Origin of the sequence: Miltoncostaea oceani (assembly GCF_018141545.1) — a bacterium.
GTDB lineage: Bacteria > Actinomycetota > Thermoleophilia > Miltoncostaeales > Miltoncostaeaceae > Miltoncostaea > Miltoncostaea oceani.
Genome location: NZ_CP064356.1, coordinates 2,707,084 through 2,723,294, shown reverse-complemented (window position 1 = coordinate 2,723,294; position 16,211 = coordinate 2,707,084). Strand labels below are relative to the sequence as shown.

Annotated in this window: 18 protein-coding genes; 13 read left to right on the top strand and 5 right to left on the bottom strand. The window is 73.5% G+C overall.

What is annotated here, in order from left to right; all coding sequences use genetic code 11:
• Positions 1-33: 33 nt before the first annotated feature.
• The 7 genes from IU369_RS13885 to IU369_RS13855 all read left to right on the top strand — a co-directional run bounded on the left by IU369_RS13885 (position 34) and on the right by IU369_RS13855 (position 5,554).
• Entirely contained in the window at positions 34-393 is a 360-nt protein-coding gene (locus tag IU369_RS13885) for a response regulator (RefSeq protein WP_217921566.1), read from the top strand.
• Between the two features lie 96 nt (positions 394-489).
• Positions 490-1,095 carry a FliO/MopB family protein gene (locus IU369_RS13880; RefSeq protein WP_217921577.1) on the top strand — a complete coding sequence of 202 codons (606 nt, stop codon included), beginning with the start codon at positions 490-492 and terminating at the stop codon, positions 1,093-1,095.
• Positions 1,096-1,172: 77 nt separating this feature from the next.
• Positions 1,173-1,952 (top strand): flagellar type III secretion system pore protein FliP, encoded by a 780-nt coding sequence (fliP, locus tag IU369_RS13875; RefSeq protein WP_246551266.1) that lies wholly within the window; start codon positions 1,173-1,175, stop codon positions 1,950-1,952.
• Positions 1,952-2,227, top strand: a complete 276-nt coding sequence (gene fliQ, locus IU369_RS13870; RefSeq protein ID WP_217921576.1) for a flagellar biosynthesis protein FliQ — start codon at positions 1,952-1,954, stop codon at positions 2,225-2,227. The genes fliP and fliQ overlap by 1 nt, the downstream gene beginning before the upstream one ends.
• A 7-nt stretch (positions 2,228-2,234) precedes the next feature.
• Positions 2,235-3,023, top strand: coding sequence for a flagellar biosynthetic protein FliR (gene fliR, locus IU369_RS13865; RefSeq protein WP_217921575.1), 789 nt, complete (start codon positions 2,235-2,237; stop codon positions 3,021-3,023).
• Positions 3,024-3,331: 308 nt separating this feature from the next.
• Entirely contained in the window at positions 3,332-4,309 is a 978-nt protein-coding gene (locus IU369_RS13860; protein ID WP_217921574.1) for an EfeM/EfeO family lipoprotein, read from the top strand.
• 12 nt (positions 4,310-4,321) lie between these two features.
• Positions 4,322-5,554, top strand: coding sequence for a Dyp-type peroxidase (locus tag IU369_RS13855; protein ID WP_217921573.1), 1,233 nt, complete (start codon positions 4,322-4,324; stop codon positions 5,552-5,554).
• Here IU369_RS13855 and IU369_RS13850 read toward each other — a convergent pair.
• Together IU369_RS13850 and IU369_RS13845 are read right to left on the bottom strand one after the other, a co-directional pair.
• Positions 5,551-6,225 (bottom strand): TetR/AcrR family transcriptional regulator, encoded by a 675-nt coding sequence (locus tag IU369_RS13850; protein ID WP_217921572.1) that lies wholly within the window; start codon positions 6,223-6,225, stop codon positions 5,551-5,553. The two genes, IU369_RS13855 and IU369_RS13850, sit on opposite strands and share 4 nt — an antisense overlap.
• 3 nt (positions 6,226-6,228) lie before the next feature.
• The gene (locus IU369_RS13845) at positions 6,229-7,656 is read right to left on the bottom strand and encodes a hypothetical protein (RefSeq protein WP_217921571.1); all 1,428 of its coding nucleotides are present in this window, start codon (positions 7,654-7,656) and stop codon (positions 6,229-6,231) included.
• 131 nt (positions 7,657-7,787) lie between these two features.
• Here IU369_RS13845 and IU369_RS13840 point away from each other — a divergent pair, with 131 nt between their 5' ends.
• Positions 7,788-8,597: an enoyl-CoA hydratase-related protein gene (locus IU369_RS13840; protein ID WP_217921570.1), complete on the top strand. Its 810-nt coding sequence runs from the start codon at positions 7,788-7,790 to the stop codon at positions 8,595-8,597.
• A 571-nt stretch (positions 8,598-9,168) separates the two neighbouring features.
• On the opposite strand, the gene IU369_RS13835 is transcribed toward IU369_RS13840, so the two are convergent.
• From IU369_RS13835 to IU369_RS13825, 3 genes are all read right to left on the bottom strand, one after another.
• Positions 9,169-10,098: a hypothetical protein gene (locus IU369_RS13835; protein ID WP_217921569.1), complete on the bottom strand. Its 930-nt coding sequence runs from the start codon at positions 10,096-10,098 to the stop codon at positions 9,169-9,171.
• 65 nt (positions 10,099-10,163) lie between these two features.
• Complete coding sequence (locus IU369_RS13830) at positions 10,164-10,514, bottom strand: Hpt domain-containing protein (protein ID WP_217921568.1); 351 nt, start codon at positions 10,512-10,514, stop codon at positions 10,164-10,166.
• Entirely contained in the window at positions 10,511-11,698 is a 1,188-nt protein-coding gene (locus IU369_RS13825) for a response regulator transcription factor (RefSeq protein WP_217921567.1), read from the bottom strand. The genes IU369_RS13830 and IU369_RS13825 overlap by 4 nt, the downstream gene beginning before the upstream one ends.
• A 354-nt stretch (positions 11,699-12,052) precedes the next feature.
• Here IU369_RS13825 and IU369_RS13820 point away from each other — a divergent pair, with 354 nt between their 5' ends.
• The 5 genes from IU369_RS13820 to IU369_RS13800 all read left to right on the top strand — a co-directional run bounded on the left by IU369_RS13820 (position 12,053) and on the right by IU369_RS13800 (position 16,198).
• Positions 12,053-12,412, top strand: coding sequence for a response regulator (locus IU369_RS13820; protein WP_217921566.1), 360 nt, complete (start codon positions 12,053-12,055; stop codon positions 12,410-12,412).
• A 25-nt stretch (positions 12,413-12,437) separates the two neighbouring features.
• A complete protein-coding gene (locus IU369_RS13815) occupies positions 12,438-13,505 on the top strand; it encodes a protein-glutamate methylesterase/protein-glutamine glutaminase (RefSeq protein ID WP_217921565.1) in 1,068 nt (355 codons plus the stop codon).
• Positions 13,506-13,617: 112 nt separating this feature from the next.
• A complete protein-coding gene (locus IU369_RS13810) occupies positions 13,618-14,901 on the top strand; it encodes a globin-coupled sensor protein (RefSeq protein WP_217921564.1) in 1,284 nt (427 codons plus the stop codon).
• On the top strand, positions 14,898-15,755 hold the full coding sequence (locus IU369_RS13805; RefSeq protein ID WP_217921563.1) for a CheR family methyltransferase: 858 nt from the start codon (positions 14,898-14,900) through the stop codon (positions 15,753-15,755). Before IU369_RS13810 ends, IU369_RS13805 begins: the two co-directional genes overlap by 4 nt.
• A complete protein-coding gene (locus IU369_RS13800; protein ID WP_217921562.1) occupies positions 15,752-16,198 on the top strand; it encodes a chemotaxis protein CheW in 447 nt (148 codons plus the stop codon). The genes IU369_RS13805 and IU369_RS13800 overlap by 4 nt, the downstream gene beginning before the upstream one ends.
• Positions 16,199-16,211: the final 13 nt, after the last annotated feature.

The following is a 16,211-nucleotide window of genomic DNA, read 5'->3' as shown; positions in this document are numbered from 1 at the left end:
GCCCCGCCCCGAACACGACCGAGGTCACGTCGAATGCCCAGTGTCCTGATCGCCGATGACGCCGCCTTCATGCGGATGATGATCAAGAACATCCTCACCGAGGCCGGCTACGACATCGTCGGCGAGGCCGAGAACGGCCAGGTCGCCGTCGCCAAGTACCGGGAGCTGTCGCCGGACCTGACGACGATGGACATCACGATGCCGGAGATGGACGGCCTCGCGGCCCTCAAGGAGATCCGCGGCGCCGACCCCTCGGCGCGGGTGGTGATGTGCTCGGCGATGGGTCAGCAGTCGATGGTGATCGAGTCGATCCAGGCGGGGGCGCGTGACTTCATCGTGAAGCCGTTCCAGCCGGACCGCGTCCTCGAGGCCGTCACGAAGGCGCTCGCCTAGCGCCCCAGCCCCGCCCGCGCCGGCTCGCCGGCGCCCACCGCCATGGTCACCCCCACCCCGACCAGGCACGGATCGCCTTCACCCCTGCGGCGCCGGATGCGCCCCTCACCCCCGCGGACCGCGGCCGGGTGGGCCCTCGCGATCGCCGCGTTCCTCATGGCGATGGCGCTCTCGGCCCTCCCCGCGGCGGCGCAGGGGGGGACCGGCACGACCCCCGTCGACCCCGAGACCCTCCCGATCCCCGAGGGCTCGGCCGCCCCCACCGCCCTGTCGGGCGAGGGCGGCGGCACCATGCTGCGCCTCGGCATCGGCCTCGTCGTCGTCATGGGGCTCATCGCCGTCGTCTGGTTCGTGCTGAAGCGCATCCAGCGCTCGCGGTACCCCGCCCTGGAGGAGAAGGGCCCGTCGCTGATCGACGTGGTCACCACCACCCCCCTCGGGCCGAACCGCTCCCTCCACCTCGTGCGCGTCGGTGAGGAGCTCGTCCTGATCGGCTCGACCGACCAGAGCGTCACCTCCCTCGCGCGGCTCGGCATCGAGGAGTCGGCCGCGCTGGTCGACATGGCGACGCCACCGGAGCGCCCCGGCGCCGGCCCCTCCGCCCCCTGGGGGGGAGGCACCGACACCCGCGCCCGCGCGGCGGCCGCCGCCACCGACGCCACCCTCGTCGAGCGCCTCCGCGCGCTCACCACGCGACGCTGAGCACCGGCGGCGCCATCCCCCCGGCGGCCCGGCTGCGGCACCCGCTGCCGACGCTGCGCGAGCGGATCGTCGCGGCGATGCCCCCGCCGCCGAAGACCCGTCGCCGCCGCTGGCTGCGCCGCGGCTTCTACCTGTCGCCGGTCCTGATGGCGCTGGCCTGCATCGTCTGGCCCGCCGTCGCGGCCGCGGCCCCCGGCATCAACCTGAACCTCGACAGCCGGGACGGGGAGGTCTCGACCTCCCTCCAGCTCCTCGCGCTGCTCACGGTCCTCAGCCTCGCGCCGTCGATCCTGATCATGATGACCAGCTTCACGCGGATCATCATCGTGCTCGGCTTCGTCCGGAACGCCCTCGGCACGCCGTCGATGCCCCCGAACCAGGTGCTCGTCGGCATCGCGTTGTTCCTCAGCCTGTTCGTGATGGGCCCGACGTTCACGGCCATCAACGACACGGCCCTCCAGCCCCTGCTCGAGAAGAAGATCGACGAGGGCGAGGCGTTGAAGCGGGCGGAGGCGCCGATCCGCGACTTCATGTTCAAGCAGGTCGACCAGCGCGACCTGGCGTTGTTCACCGAGCTCTCGAAGGAGGAGCGCCCGAAGACCCGGGCCGACGTCCCGACCACCGTCCTGATCCCGGCGTTCGTGCTCTCCGAGCTGAAGACGGCCTTCGAGATCGGCTTCCTGATCCTGATCCCGTTCCTCATCATCGACATGGTCATCGCGTCGACCGTGATGAGCATGGGCATGGTGATGCTGCCCCCGGTGATCATCTCCCTGCCGTTCAAGATCCTGCTGTTCGTCCTGGTCGACGGATGGCATCTGGTCTCCGAATCCCTCGTCCGCGGATTCGTGACCTGATGGACCAGGGCCAGATCATGGAGATCGGCGCGCGGGCGATGTGGGTGACCCTGCAGATCTCGATGCCGGTGCTCGGCGTCAGCCTCGTCGTCGGCCTGCTGGTGTCGATCTTCCAGGCGGTCACGCAGCTCCAGGAGCCGACCCTCACCTTCATCCCGAAGATCCTCGCGGTGGTGGTCGTGATCGTGGTGGCGGGGCCGTGGATGATGAACACGCTCCTCAGTTTCACGATCGACCTGTGGGCGGGCATCCCGTCCATCGGCCCGAAGAACTGACGGGTCCGTGGAGCGGCTGCTCGCCGACCTCGCCCCCCAGGCGGCGCTGTTCGTCCTGATCGCCACCCGCCTCTCCGCGATGATGGTCGTCGCCCCCGTCTTCAGCTCCCGCTCCATCCCCGTCCGGGTGAAGGCGGGCCTGATCATCCTGATCAGCTGGATCAGCCTGCCCCTCGTCGCCGAGCAGGGCGGCACCGTGCCCGACGGCCTCGTCGCCCTCGCGGTGCTGACGATGAAGGAGGCGATCATCGGCTTCGCGTTCGGCCTGGTCGCCCAGTTCCTGTTCGCGGCGATCCAGACCGCCGGCGCGTTCATCGACGTCACCGCGGGCTTCGCGATCTCCCAGACGCTCGACCCCACCTCGAACGCGAACATCTCGATCCTCGGCCGCTGGTACAACCTGATCGCGGTGTCGTCGTTCCTCGCCCTCGGCGGCCACCAGCTGCTGGTCGCGGGCGTCGTGCGCAGCTTCACGCTCGCCCCGCCGCTCTCCGACCCGGACCTCGGAGCGGTCGTCGCCGGGGTGCTGGAGCAGGCCGACGACATCCTCCTCGTCGTCGTCCAGATCGGGGCGCCGATCATCGGTGCCCTGCTGGTCACCGACGTCACGCTCGGCGTGATCTCGCGCTCGGTGCCGCAGATGAACATCTTCATCGTCGGCCTGCCGCTGAAGATCATCGTCGCGCTCGCCGGCAGCGCCATCCTGCTGCCGGCGTTCATCACCCTCACCAACTCGCTCGCCGGTCAGATGTTCTCCGACATGAGCGACATCATGCGGGCCGCGGGAGCGGGGTAGGCGACCGGCCCGCCCTCCTCCGGGCGTGGCACCGGCGCACGCCCTGCCGAAAGCGCGCGCCGGTGCGGTGGGTGGGCCGTCGCCCACCTGGGACACGCACCCGGCTCACCGGGCCACCGCGTCGAGCAGCTCGTCGTGGGGGCGGTGCCACCGGTGGGCCGCGATCGAGGCGTCCCGAACACATTGGTGGCGGAGCGCCTTCGGCCCGGCAGGCGACGGGTAGCAAGTCCCACCGACGCTCCGATGTTCGGATAGCCTAACCCGGCTCGTTCCGTCTCCCGCTCCACCCGGAGGTCACCTTGCGCCGCGTGCTCATCGCCGCCATCGCCGTCACGGTCCCCCTCGCGCTGCTCGCGGCGGCATGCGGCTCCGACGACGGGGCCGACGTCCGCGCCGTCGGCACGGACGCCTCGGCGTCCGGCTCGGCCTCGGGGTCCGGTTCGGGCTCCGGCTCGGGGACCGGCCTGTCGCTCGACGACACGCTGACGGTCCAGACCGACGACGCCGCCGTCACGGCCGCCGTCGCCGGGTACAAGGCCTACGTGACGGCGCAGGCGGCGGACATCGTCGCGAAGACGACGGTCCTGACCGATGCGGTGCGCGCCGGGGACGTGGACGCCGCGAAGGCGGCTTTCGCGCCGAGCCGCGAGCCGTGGGAGCGCATCGAGCCGATCGCCGGCCTGATCGAGGCGACCGACGGCGCGGTCGACTCCCGCGTCGACGACTTCTCCGGCCCCACCGACCCGGAGTTCACCGGGTGGCACCGCCTCGAGTACATCCTCTGGACGACCGACGGCACGCGCGGCGCCGCACGGTTCGCGAACCGGCTCGACCGGGACCTCGCGACCCTGCAGGCGGGCCTCGACGACCTGGAGATCCCGCCCGCCGCCATGGCGCTCGGCGCCTCCGAGCTGATCCAGGAGGTCTCGGAGGGCAAGATCACCGGCGAGGAGGACCGCTACTCGAAGACCGACCTCTGGGACTTCGCCGCGAACGTCGAGGGCGCGGAGAAGATCATCGAGCTGCTGACGCCGGCGCTCGAGGCGGCCGACCCGGAGCTGCTGGCCCGCATCGACGAGGGCTTCACCGAGCTGGACGCGAGCCTCGACGAGCTGCGCGACGGCGACGGGTTCGTCCTGTTCTGCCAGGAGGACGACCCCTACCCGGCGCCCGACCTGTGCCCCGCGACGACCGTCACGCGGGCGCAGATCGACACGCTGAAGGGCCAGCTCGCAGGCCTCTCCGAGGACCTGGCGCTCGTGCCGGGCACCCTCGGCCTGCAGTAGGGGCGTCGGGGCGTGGGGCACCGCATCTCGCGCCGGGCGTTCATCGCCGGCGCGGGCGGCATCGCCGTCGGCGCCGGCTCCTTCGGGGCCGGGTGGGCCGCGGGGGCGTCGGGCGACGACGTCCCCGCCGGCGCCCTCCTGCCGTTCCACGGGCCGCACCAGGTCGGCATCACGACCCACCCGGCGCCCGCCCGGGGCCTGATGGCCTCGTTCACGGTGCTCGCCCGGGACCGGCCCCACCTGGAGGAGATGTTCCGCGAGCTCTCCGACGAGGTGGAGGGACTGATGTCGGGACGCCCGATCACGCCGCGGGACCCGGCGTTCCCCCCCGCCGACTCGGGGATCCTCGGTCCCGACCCGGCACCCGACGACCTGTCGATCGTGGTCAGCGTCGGCGCCTCCCTCTTCGACGGCCGGTTCGGGCTGGAGGACCGCCGCCCGGTCGAGCTGGTCGAGATGCCGTTCCTCGCCAACGACCGCCTCGACCCCGACCGGAGCCACGGCGACCTGCTGCTCACCGTGCAGGCGCAGCACCCCGACACGGTGCTGTTCGCCCTGCGCCAGCTGATGCGGCGCACCCGGCGCACCCTGACGCTGAAGTGGGTGGTGGAGGGCTTCAACCGGCGCTCGAACGCGGGGGAGAGGACCACGGGCTCACCCCGCAACCTGCTCGGCTTCGTCGACGGGACGGCGAACCTCGGCACCGGGGCGGAGGCGCTCGGCCGGTACGTCTGGACGGCCGGCCGGGCCGACCGCGAACCGGCGTGGACCGCCGGGGGGTCGTACCACGTCGTCCGCGTCATCCGGATGCTCGTCGAGTTCTGGGACCGCACCCCGCTCGCGGAGCAGGAGGCCCTGATCGGCCGCCGCAAGTCCGACGGCGCCCCCCTCGACGGGGTCCATGAGACCGACGTCCCCGACTTCGCCGCCGACCCCGACGGCGAGCGGACGCCCCTCGACGCCCACATCCGCCTCGCCAACCCGCGCACGCCCGGGACCGAGGGCAACCTGATCCTGCGTCGTGGGTTCTCGTACACCCGCGGCTACGACGGCGCCGGCCAGCTCGACCAGGGCCTCGCGTTCGTCAGCTACCAGCGCAGCCTCGGCCGGGGGTTCCTCGCGGTCCAGTCGCGGCTGACCGGCGAGCGGCTGGAGGAGTACATCCGCCCCGAGGGCGGCGGGTTCTTCTTCGCCCTGCCCGGCCCCGCCCGCGGCGGGTACCTCGGGGAGTCGCTGCTCGCCTAGGGCGTGCCGGCCAGGCGCGTCCGGAGCCCCGCGACGATCAGCTCCAGGCCCGGCTGCTCCAAGGTGCCGGGCGGCCGCTCCGTCAGCGTCCGCACGAGCCGCCCCGTCAGGGGCCGGTCCCGCTCGAGGTCGCCGATCTCGCCCGGCCCGAGGGGGTTGCGCATCGTGGTGACCGCGGCGGTCAGCAGCTCGGACGACAGGACGTACCGGATGACGATGCGCACCGCCTCGGCGGCGTCGCCCTCGTCGAAGCCGGCCCGGACGAGGCTGTCGAGCACCGGCTCGTAGAACGACGACGACGCGGCGTAGGCCCGGTCGACGTCGGTGGCGAACAGGGCGAGGGCGTGGGGGTGGCGGCGGCAGATGCCGCGGAACGCCTGCGCCATCGCCAGGAGTCCCGCGTCCCACGGCTCGTCCGGCGGGGTCGTGGGACGGAGCCGGGCGAGCTCCTCGAAGATGAGGTCGCGCACGCCCTCCACCACCGCCTGCTTGTTGGGCAGGTGGCGGTAGAGGGACATCGCCTGGACGCCGAGCTCGGCCCCGAGCCGGCGCATCGACAGCTCGGCGACGCCGTGCTCGTCGATGAGCCGCAGGGCCGCCTCGAGGATCCGCCGCCGGTCGAGCGGCTCGCGGCGCGGTGCGACGACGGCCGGCTGCGCCGGCTGGCCCACGGCCTAGAGCGCCCCCGGCGGGCTGGGCGCGCCGCCGTTGCCGCCGTTGCCGCCGTTCGCGGACGGGGGCGTGCCCTCGGCGCGGGGCGGCTTGCCGTCAGGGCCGACGAGCTCCGGGTGCCAGCGGTCGAAGTGCGCGTGGTGCTGCGGGGTGACCGCGCCCGGCGGGTAGTACTGCGCGTAGAAGTCAGGGTCGACGTGCTGGGCCTGGCAGGTGAGGCGCTGGTACATCGGGTCGAGGTACGCCGGGAACCGCCCGTAGGTCTCGTGCACGTACGTGCAGTAGTCCTTGACGATCTGGATGGTGTCCTCGGAGGGACGCTCGATCTGCGACGTCACCTTGTCGGGCTCGAGGTACGCCTTCGGCATGTCGGGCTCGTACTGCGACCACTTGCGCTCGAGGAACGCGTCGACCGCGGCCGACATGTCCTGGTGGTACGGGGGCGTGAACGCCTCGAAGACGCCGTCGCGGCCGACGGGGACGGACGGGCCGCGCTTCGCGTCGGCGAAGCGGAAGCCGAGGCCGGGGACGTCCATGCCGCCGAGCGCGTAACGGGCGATGTACCCGGTGTACGTCCAGCCGCCGAGGCCCATCGCCTGGAGCGCGAGGTTGATGTTCTGGCAGATGAACGCCTGCTCGACGACCTGCATCGACAGCACGCGCTGCTCGATCTCGACGATCCCCATCTGGCGGTTGGCGTCGAGGCGGCCCGAGTCGATCCACTTCTGCAGCCCGCACGGCGCGTAGCCGTTCGTCTCGTCCACGAGCGTGAAGCGGTACTCGGGGGAGAAGTAGATGAACAGCAGGTTGATGTACTCGAGCGTCATGTTCGAGACGGGCAGGAACAGCGTGGTGCCGGGCTTGTTCGCGTTCCAGTGGTTGAAGACGAACAGGCCGGGGAGGCCGGTCGGCATCTGGGCCCGCTGCGGGTCGAGCTGGCGCTTGGCCCGGCCGACGAGCTGCAGGATCCAGTCGACCTGCGCCTCGACGGACTTGCCCTGGAGCGTGGACAGCTCACCGGGCTCCGGCATGAGGTTCCACATGTCCAGGAAGTACGTGCCGGTGTCGTTCGTGAAGAAGAGCTCGGTGCCGTGGTTCGAGCACGACGACGGCCACGTGCGGGCCGTCCACTGGACCATCGCGTCGGCGCCCATCGACGGGTCGATGTCGCCGAGGTTGAGGCCCGTGAGGCCGGTGCCCGCCACGAGCAGGAGGGCCTCCTCGAGCTCCGTCAGCGCGACCGGCTCGTAGGGGCTCTGGTACTCGAGCGTCCCGGGCATGTGCATCCCGAGGCCCATCCGCCGGCTCTTGCGGTCGAAGACCGACTGGAAGTACGGGTAGGCGAGCGCGTCGTGCAGGCCGGCGGGGTGTCCCTGGGCGAGTGCGCCCGGGTCGGGTCCGGCGGGGGGTGGCGTCGCGGAGGTCGTCATGGGTCCCTCGGTCTCCGGGTCGGGTTACGGCACAAGCCTACGCTTGTAAGTCCGGTCTACAGCTGTAAGCTACGCCGCGTCCGGCGGTCCGTCAACGGGCGGATCGTCATCTCTGTCACAAGGAGGGCGCGGTGCCCGATTTCGAGGACATCCTCTACGAGGTCGCAGGTGGCCGGGCGACGATCACCATCAACCGGCCCGACCGCCTGAACGCGTTCCGCTCCCAGACGATCCGGGAACTCGCCGAGGCCTTCGAGGCCGCCGCCGACGACGAGGCGGTCGGGGTGATCGTCTTCACCGGGGCGGGGGACCGGGCGTTCTGCGTCGGCGGCGACGTCCGCGACCCGACCCGCACCCTCGCCCAGAAGCGGGCCCTGCACCACCTCCACGACCGCCTGGGCCTGGCGATCCGCAACAACGGCAAGCCGATCGTGGTGAAGGTCCGCGGCTACTGCATCGGCGGCGGCAACGAACTCAATGTGTTGTGCGACCTCACGATCACGGGGGAGTCCGGCCGCTTCGGCCAGGCGGGCCCGAAGATCGGGTCGGCCCCCCTGTGGTGGGGGTGCCAGCTCCTGCCCGCGACGGTCGGGGAGAAGAAGGCCCGGGAGATCCTCTACCTCACCCGCCAGTACACCGCCGAGGAGGCCCTCCAGATGGGCCTGGTGAACAAGGTCGTCCCCGACGGGGACCTCGACGCCGAGGTCGATGCGTGGTGCGACCAGATCCTCCGCCGCAGCCCCCAGGGCCTGCGGTTGGCGAAGATCGCGTTGAACGCCCAGACCGACCAGCTCTATGGCGCCGTCCAGCATGGGTTGGAGTTGGTGGCCCTCAACCACGTCCACGGCGTCGAGCCGGCGGAGGGGATCGCCTCCTTCCAGGAGAAGCGCCCCGCCGACTGGCGCAAGTTCCGTGGCGGGGAAGGCCCCGAACCCGGGTGACCCCCGTCCCCGACCCCGCCGCGGACGTCGCGGCGGGGGAGGGGTAGCCCACCCGTCGTCGGGATCCGAACGGACCACGACCGCCGCCCGACTGAAGGTCCTCCCCGAGAACCGCACGGCGACGGGATCCGGGGTCGGGTCCAATTGGACCTCGACGTCGCGTCCAAGTGGACCTCGGCGACGCGACCGGCGAAGTGGACCGCGGGGCCACGGCCAAGTGGACCTCGGCATCGCGTCCAAATGGACCTCGGCATCGCGTTCAAATGAACGTCGGGGGCGCGGCCAATTGGACCTTCGGGACCAAGTGGACCTCGGCGTCGCGTCCAACCGGACCTCGGCGTCGCATCCAAATGGACCTCGGAGCCACGGCCAAGTGGACCTCGGGGCCACGGCCAAGTGGACCTCGGGGCCACGGCCAAATGGACCTTCGGGACGCGGCCAAGTGGACCTCGGCGTCGCGTCCAATCGGACCTCGGCGTCGCGTCCAGATGGACCTCGGCGCAACGGCCAAGTGGACGATGGAACGGGATTGGGGGAGGCGGCTCCCGGGGCCACGGTCCGACCCGTGGGCTCAGGGGTCGTCGGCCTCGGCGGCGGTGAGGGCCTCCCGGGCGTCGGTGGCGAGTCGGGCGGCGGCGTCGGCCGCGTCCTTCGCTCGCGCCTCGTCGGCGTCGGCGGCCTCGGCGCGGCGGCGGGCGTCGGCATCCTCCGCCTCCGCCGCCTCCAGGGCGGCGCGCGCGTCCTCCAGGGCCGCGGCGCACGCGTCGCGCGCCTTGCGCGCCCGCGCCGCCTCCTCGGCGGCCGACGCGTGCGCGTCCGCCGCCTCCCGCTCGGCCTCCTCCGCCCGCTCCACCAGCCCCCGTGCCTCCTCGAGGGCGGCCCGCCGCGCCCGCCGCGCCCGCGCCGTCGCGAGCTCGTCCCCGTCCCCGTCCCCGCCGTCCTCCCGGGCCTCCGCCGGCTCGGGGGCGTCGGCCTTCTTCCCCGCACCCCCCTTCGCCGCCCCGGCCTTCGCACCGCCACGCGTCGTGCGCGGACCCGACGGCGGGGGCCCGAACGCGAAGAGGCCGTCCCCGCCGCCGGCCTCGGGATCCGCCGAGAGGCGCCCTGCCCGGAGGTCGTCCCGCAGCCCCTCGTCGCGCGCCGCCGTCCGCAACGCGGCGCGCACGGCGGGATCGTCGGACAACGCCGCGACCGCCGCGTTCTCCGCGGCGCCCGCGGCACCGAGGGCCCCCGCGTCCCCGGTGCCGTCCAGCACCGCCGCCTGCGCGGTGGCCAGGTCCCCCTCCGCCGCGAACACCGCGGCGAGCCCGTCCGGGGCGTCCCGTGCGATGCGGTTCAGCTCGGCCGCCAGCCGCGTCGGCCGGCGCAACGCACGCACACGGTCCGCGCCCTCCCGGTCGCCCGCGGCACGCAACTCCTTCGCCAACGCGTCCCGGCCCGCCGTGAAGTCCCCGGGGGCACCGCCGAAGAGGGCGTCGATCCGCTGATCGAGGTCGTCCATCCCGCTCATGATCCCCCACGCCGTCCCGCGCCGTCCCGCGCCGTCGCCGACGCGCCGGGCCGCCGTCAGCCGGGGGCCCCACCCTCCAGGTGGCTCCACAGCTCCCGCTCGACCCGGTCGCACTCGCGCCGCACCTCGTCGGCCGTGGCGTCGTCGAGCAGGCGCCCGCCCCGCGCGGCGCGCTCGATCGCCGCGCACCGGGCCCCCAGGCCGACGGCCCCGACGAGCTCGCTCGGCGAGCGCAGGCCGTGCGCCGCGCGCAGCAGCGCCGCCGCGCCCCGGGCGCCCACGAGGGCGTCACGGCGGTCATGGAGGCGGCTGAGGTAGATCGCGACGATCTCGCGCGCCACCCTGACATCCGCCGTGTCCTCCGCCAGGGCGGCCAGCACCGCCCGGTCCACGGCGTCGCCGCTCACCCGCCGTCGCCGATCCGGTACCCCACCCCGCGGACCGTCCGCACCCAGCCCGCCCCGATCTTCCGCCGGAGGTTCGAGACGTGGACCTCGAGGACGTGGTCGTCGCCGTACCAGTTCGCCCCCCACACGGCGTCCACCATCGCCTCGCGGGTGATGACGATGCGGGGCGACGCGATCAACGCCGCGAGGATGTCGAACTCGATGCGCGTCAGGTCGACCGGCCGGCCCGCCACGTGCACCTCGCGCGCCGGGCCGTCGACCGTCAGGTCACCGTGGCGCCACGCCCCCGACACCTCCCCCGGCCCCTGCGGGTCCGCACGCCGCGGGCGGCGCAGCATCGCCCGGGCGCGGGCGACCACCAGCCGCCCCGAGGCCGGCTTCACGACGTAGTCGTCCGCGCCGGCGGCCAACCCCATCCCCTCGGCGACACGCACCAGGAAGATGCTGTCGGCGACGCAGGCGATGACGATGCCGACGGCGAGCGCCGTCCAGCCGGGGCTCGGCCGCCAGCCCGTCAGGGCGACCGCCCACAGGACGATCGCGAGGAGGGTGAGGTCGCCGACGGGGTACGCGAGGTTGGTGAGGGTCGCCGCCGTTGTCGTGGTCGTGGACTCCAGGATGGGCCGCAGCACGAACGCGGCGCTGAGCGTCGCGACGCCGAGCGCCCCGATCACCCCGTCGAACCACAGGGACCGCGGGAAGCGGCTGACCCGGCTGCGGACCAGCAGGACGAGGCCCGTGTAGCAGAGGGGGAAGAAGGCGAGCCAGCAGGCGTCCGCGAGGCTGGGGTAGGGGGCGGGGTCCTGCGGCAGCAGCACCTCGTACCAGTAGACCTCGCCGACGGCCCAGATGCCGAGGGCCGAGGCGAGGAAGGACCAGGCGAGGCGCTCGTGGCGGACGAGCACCGCCCGGGACCCCGCGGCGAGGGCGGCGGCGATGAGGAGGGCGTTCATCCCCCACCCGGCCGCGAGGCCGTCGAGGCCGGGGCCGCCGATCGACAGGCCGGTCTGGGCCAGGTGCAGCAGGTAGGCGACGGCCACCACGACGCCGGCGCCAACGATCACCGCGCGCAGCGGGCGGGGCACCTCGTCGAGCGGGCGCAGCATCCCCTCGCGTCGCCGGGGCACGTCCCCCGGCCGGGGCACCCGCCGTCCCGCTCCGTGCTCGTCTGCGCTCGTGGTCATGGCTGCCGTCTCTGGTCCGCGCGTTGACGTCGCCGTCCTGGCGACCGGGTCATCATCGTCCGGGACCGTCACGACACGCTCAACGGAACCTCAGGGAACGCTCAAGGCCGACATCTTGAGACGTGCTTGACGCCGCCTTCAGGTCGCCGGCCGATGACCGCTGCATGCCCGGCGGTCCGATCGAGACGACGCTCGACGCGCGTGCCCTGCGCTCGCGGACGTCTCTCGGACACGCCGGGCCCCCCGTCCCGGGATGCCCGCGCACCGCCGCCCCGGCACGTGGCGATCGCGTCAAGTCGTGATCGCGCCGACCGATATCGAACCTGTCCCGAACGAAACCCACGGAGCCATGCGATGCCCAGTGTCCTGATCGCCGATGACGCCGCCTTCATGCGGATGATGATCAAGAACATCCTCACCGAGGCCGGCTACGACATCGTCGGCGAGGCCGAGAACGGCCAGGTCGCCGTCGCCAAGTACCGGGAGCTGTCGCCGGACCTGACGACGATGGACATCACGATGCCGGAGATGGACGGCCTCGCGGCCCTCAAGGAGATCCGCGGCGCCGACCCGTCGGCGCGGGTGGTGATGTGCTCGGCGATGGGCCAGCAGTCGATGGTGATCGAGTCGATCCAGGCGGGGGCGCGTGACTTCATCGTGAAGCCGTTCCAGCCGGACCGCGTCCTCGAGGCCGTCACGAAGGCCCTGGCCTAGCCGCCGGCGGGGCGGGGGGACGACGATGGCGGCCACCGGTCCGCGCGTCCTGGTGTGCGACGACTCGCCGCTGCTGCGGCGGGTGCTGATCGACCTGCTGACCGACGGCGGCCTCACCGTCGTCGGGGAGGCCCGCGACGGCATCGAGCTGATCGACCGCGTCCGCGAGCTCTCGCCCGACGTCGTCACGCTCGACGTGGAGATGCCGCGGCGCAACGGCCTCGACGGCCTGCGGGAGCTGATGCGGGTCCGCCCGACGCCCGTGGTGATGGTCTCCACGCTCACCGGCGCCGGCAGCGCGGCGAGCGTCGAGGCCCTCGCCGCCGGCGCGGTCGACGTCGTCCAGAAGCCCGCCCTCCGGCTCGACCCCGCCCGCTGGGGCGCCGCGCGCGACGAGCTCGTCGCGAAGGTCCGCTCGGCGGGCGGCGCCCGCCTGTCCGCGCTCGCGCGCGCGCCGCGGCCGGCCCGGCCGAGCGCGGGCCTCGCGGCGCGCGCCGGTGGCGCGAACGGACGGCTCGTGGTCATCGCGACGTCCACCGGGGGCCCCCGGGCGCTCCAGGCGCTCGTGCCCCGCCTCCCGTCGCCGCTCGGCGCCGGCGTCCTGATCGTGCAGCACATGCCCCCCGGGTTCATCGCGCCCCTCGCACAGCGGCTCGACGCGGTGTCGGCGCTCGAGGTCCGCGAGGCGCGCGACGGTGACGCCATCCGCCCCGACACGGCGCTGATCGCGCCGGGCGGCCTGCACCTCGAGGTCTCCGGCGTCGGCCGCGTCGCGCTGTCGGACGCACCCCCCGTCGGGGCCCTCCGGCCCCGGGCGGACATCATGTTCACGACGGCCGCCCGCCACTACGGCGAGCGCGTGCTGGCCGTGGTCCTCACCGGGATGGGCGACGACGGCACCGCCGGCGGTCGCGACGTGCGCGCCGCCGGCGGCACCCTGATCGCCGAGGACGAGAGCAGCTGCGTGGTGTGGGGGATGCCCCGCGCCGCCGTCGCCGCCGGCCTCACCGAGGCCGTCGTGCCGCTCGACGCCATGCCCCTGGCGATCGCCGAGGCGGTCGCCGCCCCGCGCGCGCTGCGCCGCGCCGGGTGAACCCACGGATTAACGATCCGGTGGTGACGCGGAACTCATGACGACCCCCCCGGGGGCCGAGACCAGGACCAGGCGACCCGACCGGCCGCCACGGACAGCGAGGGAGGATCTGATGGCGGGTGAGGCGAGCGGTACCGCGTGGTTCACCGAGGACGACCGGAAGCGGTTGCTCGGGATCGACGCGGCCATGCTCCGGGTGCTGCAGACCGGCGGTCGTGAGCTGCTGGAGTCGACCGTCGACGAGATGGTCGCCCGCTTCTACCAGCGGGTCGGCGAGAGCCGCGGGCTCAGCGACCTGGTGAACCGGCACAGCACCACGGACCGGCTGTCGCGGACGCTGCGGGTCTACCTCCTCGACTTCCTCACCACGCGCCTCGACGCCGACCACGTCGCGTCCCGCACGCGGATCGCGGACGTCCACGATCGCATCGACCTGCCGATCGACGCCTACCTGGCGCAGATCGCCACGATCCGGGAGGTCTGGGTCCACGCGTGCGTCACCTCCGCGAAGAGGGCGAAGCGCGGGCCCGAGGAGACGGCCGCCCTGATCACGGCGCTGGACAAGGTGCTCGCCTTCGACGAGTGCCTCGTCACGCAGTCGTTCACGAACACCCGGCAGTCGCGCGCCGAGGACGCCCTCGCCGAGGTCGAGCGCCAGCAGGCCGCGCAGGCCGTCGTGCAGGCCGAGCTGAACGAGCTCGCCGGCCAGGTCGCCGCCGCCGCGCAGCAGTCGTCCGCCAGCGTCGAGCAGATGGGCTCGACGTCGGAGCAGGTCGCGTCCGACGTCACCGCCGCCGCCCAGCAGTCGCAGGAGGCCGCGCGCCGCACCGACGAGGGCCTCGGCGCGATCCGGGCGGCCGAGCAGTCGCTCGCCGCCGTCCGCGACACGACGGTCACCCTCGCCGGCTCGGCGGAGGAGCTCGAGGAGAGCTCCGGTCGCATCGGCGACATCGCGGCGGGGCTCGCCCAGACCGCGGAGCAGATCAACCTGCTCGCCCTCAACGCGGCGATCGAGGCCGCCCGCGCCGGCGAGGCCGGCCGTGGGTTCGCCGTCGTCGCCGACGAGGTGCGCAAGCTGGCGGAGGCCACCCAGCAGCGCCTCGGCGAGGCGAACACCGCCGTCGCCGAGATGCAGCGCAGCATCGGCCGCGTCCGCGAGGCCGAGCGCGCCGCCTCCGACCAGGTCGGCGAGCTCGACCGGGCCAACGCGTCCGTCGCCACCGAGTTCACCGGCATCGCCGAGGCGGTCTCCGCCACGAGCGGCTCGCTGCAGAGCATCGCCGCCGCCTCCCAGGAGGTCGCCGCCGCCGCCGGCGAGACCGGACGCGCGGCCACCGAGGTCGCCCGGCTCGCGGAGGACGTCCGCCGCGTCGCCGACGACATGAGCGCCTCGTGAGCACCTCCACCGACGCGCGCACGCCGGAGGGTCCCGCGGCGGCGGACTACGCCCGCTTCTGCGGGGGCGTCCGGTCGCTGCTCAGGATCGACCTCGACGACTACCGCCGCGGTCAGATGGAGCGGCGCCTCCGGTCGTTCGCGCGGCGCTCCGGCGACGGCGACCTCGACGCGTACCTGGAGCGGCTCCGCCGCGACGTCGCGGCCCGCGAGGCGTTCCTCGACCACATGACGATCAACGTCTCCGAGCTCTTCCGGAACCCGGAGCGCTTCGCCGAGCTCGAGCGGGACATCCTGCCGGGCCTCGTGGCGACCGCGGGACGGCGGGGCCTGAAGGTGTGGAGCGCCGGCTGCTCGTACGGCGCCGAGCCCTACTCGCTCGGCGTCCTGCTCGCCGAGGCCGACCCCGGCGCCCGGCACGAGATCACGGCCACCGACCTGGACGAGCGCGTGCTCGCCCGGGCGCGTGAGGGCCGGTTCACCGAGGCCGACATGCGCGCCGTGACCCGGGCCCGCCGGGAGCGCTGGTTCCGGACCGAGGCGGACGGGGGCGTGCGGGCCGACGACGCGCTGCGGCGGTCGATCCGGTTCTCGCGCCTCGACCTGCTCGCCGACCGCTTCCCGGCCGGACAGGACCTGATCCTGTGCCGCAACGTCGTCATCTACTTCACGGAGGACGCGAAGGAACGCCTCTACTCGCGCTTCCTCCAGGCGCTGCGACCCGGCGGCGTCCTCTTCGTCGGCGCGACCGAGCGCATCGCGCGCTCGGACGAGCTCGGCTGGGAGAAGCAGGGGATGTTCTTCTACCGCCGGCCCGATGGCCCGGCCGTCACCCAGGAGGGTCCGAACCGATGAGCACGACCGCAGAGACCGTCGCCGCAACCCGCCAGCTCGTCATCTTCCGGCTCGGCGACGAGATGTACGGCGTGCCGATCACGAGCGTGCAGGAGATCATCCGTCACACGCCGCCGCGCCCGATGCCGGAGAGCCCCCGCGGCGTCGAGGGGGTCATCAACCTCCGCGGCCGCCTGATCCCGGTGCTCAGCCTCGGCGAGCGCCTCGGCGTCGCCACCGGCGACCCCGCCGACGCGAAGGTCGTGATCATCGAGCTGCGCGACGCGACCGTCGGGATCGTCGTCGACGAGGTCCGCGAGGTCGCCACCATCGACCTGGCGATCACCGAGCCGCCGCCCGCGAACGTGGTCGGCGGGGCCGGCGGGGCGATCGAGTCGGTCGCCAAGCTCGACGACGGCCTCCTCGTGATCCTCGACCCGGAGCGCCTGCTCGGCCGCGGCTGACGCCGCGGGGACC

Bases quoted from the DNA above. Each gene is read 5' to 3' on its own strand.
- IU369_RS13835 (WP_217921569.1), bottom strand. From the start codon at position 10,098: ATGGACGACCTCGATCAGCGGATCGACGCCCTCTTCGGCGGTGCCCCC.
- fliQ (WP_217921576.1), top strand. From the start codon at position 1,952: ATGGACCAGGGCCAGATCATGGAGATCGGCGCGCGGGCGATGTGGGTG.
- IU369_RS13815 (WP_217921565.1), top strand. From the start codon at position 12,438: ATGGCGGCCACCGGTCCGCGCGTCCTGGTGTGCGACGACTCGCCGCTG.
- IU369_RS13880 (WP_217921577.1), top strand. From the start codon at position 490: ATGCGCCCCTCACCCCCGCGGACCGCGGCCGGGTGGGCCCTCGCGATC.
- IU369_RS13810 (WP_217921564.1), top strand. From the start codon at position 13,618: ATGGCGGGTGAGGCGAGCGGTACCGCGTGGTTCACCGAGGACGACCGG.
- IU369_RS13825 (WP_217921567.1), bottom strand. From the start codon at position 11,698: ATGACCACGAGCGCAGACGAGCACGGAGCGGGACGGCGGGTGCCCCGG.
- IU369_RS13885 (WP_217921566.1), top strand. From the start codon at position 34: ATGCCCAGTGTCCTGATCGCCGATGACGCCGCCTTCATGCGGATGATG.
- IU369_RS13800 (WP_217921562.1), top strand. From the start codon at position 15,752: ATGAGCACGACCGCAGAGACCGTCGCCGCAACCCGCCAGCTCGTCATC.
- IU369_RS13845 (WP_217921571.1), bottom strand. From the start codon at position 7,656: ATGACGACCTCCGCGACGCCACCCCCCGCCGGACCCGACCCGGGCGCA.
- fliP (WP_246551266.1), top strand. From the start codon at position 1,173: ATGCCCCCGCCGCCGAAGACCCGTCGCCGCCGCTGGCTGCGCCGCGGC.
- IU369_RS13820 (WP_217921566.1), top strand. From the start codon at position 12,053: ATGCCCAGTGTCCTGATCGCCGATGACGCCGCCTTCATGCGGATGATG.